Annotated in this window: 3 protein-coding genes; 2 read left to right on the forward strand and 1 reads right to left on the reverse strand. The window is 56.0% G+C overall.

The features are described from left to right. Together ACE4YL_RS00635 and ACE4YL_RS00640 are read left to right on the forward strand one after the other, a co-directional pair. The coding region (locus ACE4YL_RS00635) for an MATE family efflux transporter (protein ID WP_461369000.1) at positions 1 to 1448 on the forward strand (1448 nt) is incomplete at its 5' end. Positions 1449 to 1539: 91 nt separating this feature from the next. Further along, positions 1540 to 1896, forward strand: a complete 357-nt coding sequence (locus ACE4YL_RS00640) for a DUF3795 domain-containing protein (protein WP_461358901.1) — start codon at positions 1540 to 1542, stop codon at positions 1894 to 1896. Positions 1897 to 1951: 55 nt separating this feature from the next. On the opposite strand, the gene ACE4YL_RS00645 is transcribed toward ACE4YL_RS00640, so the two are convergent. Beyond that, positions 1952 to 3046 (reverse strand): GGDEF domain-containing protein, encoded by a 1095-nt coding sequence (locus ACE4YL_RS00645; protein WP_461359934.1) that lies wholly within the window; start codon positions 3044 to 3046, stop codon positions 1952 to 1954. Positions 3047 to 3184: the final 138 nt, after the last annotated feature.

Below are 3184 nucleotides of genomic sequence, written 5' to 3' on the forward strand. Positions count from 1 at the left end.
AAGCAGTGCACAGCGTTTCAGCATCGGGAATCTGGACGCGCTTTAGAAACAGGTTCATCGGGGATCGCGCCTTTTACAAGATGGCTCTGAGCCTGGTGGTCCCCGTAATCATCCAGAACACAGTAACCAGTTTTGTTAACCTGTTGGATAACGTGATGGTTGGTAACCTAGGGACAGCCCACTTGTCCGGTGTGGCCATTGCCAACCACCTCATGTTCGTCTTTAACGTGACCATTTTCGGAGCCCTGTCGGGGGCGGGGATTTACGGAGCGCAGTTTGCGGGAGCCAAGGACTGGCAGAGGTTCCGGGAAACCCTGCGGTTCCGGCTCTTGGTATCGGTGATCATCACCGCTCTGGCCATCTTCATTTTGACCGGCTGGCCAGTTCAGCTTCTCTCCCTGTACCTTCAAGGGGAAGGAGACCCGGCGGACAGCGCTGCCATGCTCAACTTTGGCCTGCAGTATCTGCGGATCATGCTCTGGGGGCTTTTGCCCTTTGCCCTGTCCCAAAGCTACAGCAGCGCGCTGCGGGATGCAGGTGAAACGGTCCTGCCCATGCGGGCCACTTTGGTCGCGGTCTTCACTAACCTGGTCTTCAACTATGTGCTCATCTTCGGCAAACTGGGCCTGCCAGCCCTGGGGGTGCAGGGAGCAGCCCTGGCCACGGTGATCAGCCGGTTGGCCGAGTTTTTCGTGGTTGCCGTGGTGGCCCACAAAAACATGGATCGCTTCTTCTTCTTGAACGGGCTCTACCGCTCGCTGCGTATCGGCAGGGATTTGACCAAGAACATCATGTTGAAGGGGATGCCCCTGTTGGTGAACGAGCTCCTCTGGTCCTCGGGTATGGTCACCATGACGCAGATCCTGTCCACCAAAGGCCTGGCGGTGGTGGGGGCGCTGAACATCGCGCAGACCTTCACCACCCTCTTTGGGGTGTTCTTCTTCTCCTTTGGCACCGCGGTGGCCATTGTGACCGGCCAGGCCCTGGGGGCAGGCGATGGGGAACTGGCCAAAGCCCAAGTGTGGAAACTCATGTTCTTTGCCGTGGCGGTGGCCGGCGCGCTGGGGGTGCTCCTTTCCATCAGCGCCGACTGGATTACGCAGATCTACCGAACCGAGGCGGAAGTGCGCAGCCTGGCTGCGGCTTTCATGAGGGCGACCGCGCTGTGCATGCCTTTCCAGGCCATTGCCAACTGCGCTTACTTCGCCATCCGCTCCGGGGGAAGGACGCTGCTCACCATGGCCTTCGACAGCATCTACGTCTGGGTATTCTGCGTACCATACACCTATGCTCTGGTTACCTTCACAGCCCTGGGGATCGAGAGTATCTACCCCCTCAGCCAGCTCCAGCATCCCCTGAAGGCGGTTATCAGCTTGGTGGCAGTGGGAAGTGGAATCTGGGCCAGAAACCTGGTGGGTGAAAAGACAGAATCTGCCCTAACCGACTAGGGAAGGAAAACTTGGGTGTTGTGGAAAAATGAAGAGCGCGGAGACACTTCCTTTGGCTGGATCTCCTGAGGGGGGAAAAGGTTTGCCCAGGATGAGATTGGCGGCCTGCGGAATCGACTGCAATGAGTGCGATATCTACAACGCAGCCCACGACAGGCAGGCCGCGGAAGCGCTGGTAAAGTGGTTTAAAAGCAGGGGGTGGATCGAGGAAAGGGCCGATGCACAGACTGTGATGGCCAAGGCCCCGTACTGTCAAGGCTGCTGGAACAAGACCGGCGTGCATTGGTGCGGCGATTGTCATCTGCTCAGCTGCTGCGAGGGGAAAAGGCTAGATCACTGCGGGGAATGTGCTGACTTCCCGTGCCAGGAGTACAAAGCTTGGATCAAGGACTATGAACATCACAAACGGGCCATGGAATACCTGCAGTCTTTGAGGCAGGGCTCGTAGAAATGGATCGAGGACCGCACTATGCGGTCCTCTTGACATTCGCGGTTCCTTTGACTCAGCCTACAACCATATCTTTCCCAGCGGTTTTGGCCTGCAGAAGCAGATCGTCCGCCCTGCGCAGAAGCGACTGCTTCGTATCGTTCTCCCTAGAAGCCGCCACGCCAAAGCTGCAGGTTATCTCTTGCAGGGAGGCGTTGCTGTTGATGGCCTGCCTGATCCGCTCCGCCACCCCCTGTGCTCGCCGCAAATCTGTATGCGGCAGAAGGATGGCGAACTCGTCGCCGCCCCAGCGGGCGAAAACGTCCGTCTCGCGGATATACTCCCTGACCACATCAGCCAAGTGTTGCAGCACGCTGTCACCTACAATATGGCCGTGGTGGTCATTGATCTCCTTGAAGTTGTCGATGTCAAACATGATCAGGGCAAAGGAGCTGCCATAGGTTTTGGAGTAGTGCAGCCATTCATCCAAAGCATCGTCGAACTTCTTGCGGTTATAGGCGCCGGTCAAGGGATCCTTGGACGAGAGGTCAAGCAGCTCCCTGTTGGCCAGGAAAGCCTTTCTTTTGGTGGTCTCCGTCCAACAGTAGTTGATATTGCAGTAGGTGAGCAGGATGGTCTGGTACGCAATGATCCTGAAAAACTGGGGAGCGGTTAAGCCCTCCAGCTTCTGGCTGGGGGAAGCAAAGAACGCCACGGTGAACACGAGGGAGATGATCTGGGAAATGGTTATCTTGTTGGGCAGGAGGTAGATCGCCAGGGTTATGACCATCAACCCCAAGACACTAAAGAAGTTGAGGGAATCATACTGCTTCAGGGTGAGCAGATAGACTATGGCCATTATGGCCTGGTAGAAGGTGATCATGACCCTTAAGTGCTTGGGCTTAGTGATGGTTTTGGCGAGGAGAAAGAGCAAGAGGGAGACCAGGATAAAGCCCAACCTTAGGGGCGCAACGGCGGCAAATAACGGGGTGTTGCGTTCAGTAATGTAGCTGTGCACAAGAAAAAGCCCAAGCGTGGAACCAAAGACAAGGGCTATGTAGGCAGTGAGCTTAGTTGATCTTGTCAGACTATCCGCCAAGTACTCGTCTTCCATAGACTTGTCCGTGAACTCCCCGAACAAGGAGATCCGGTATTGTCTCAAGTTATCCATCTCCACGACCCCTGCGTTTCCGACCCGGCAAGATCTCCCGCCGAGAGTTCTACAGTGTTATTGTAACACGAAATCAGCAAGAAAAGGAAGGTGTTACCATCGCTGGCAACACCAATCCGCGACAAACAGAAGACCGCC

Origin of the sequence: Candidatus Darwinibacter acetoxidans, assembly GCF_041936445.1 — a bacterium.
GTDB lineage: Bacteria > Bacillota > Limnochordia > Darwinibacteriales > Darwinibacteriaceae > DTU010.

Coding starts and splice junctions, on each gene's coding strand:
- ACE4YL_RS00645 (WP_461359934.1), bottom strand. CDS start 3,046: ATGGATAACTTGAGACAATACCGGATCTCCTTGTTCGGGGAGTTCACG.
- ACE4YL_RS00640 (WP_461358901.1), top strand. CDS start 1,540: ATGAGATTGGCGGCCTGCGGAATCGACTGCAATGAGTGCGATATCTAC.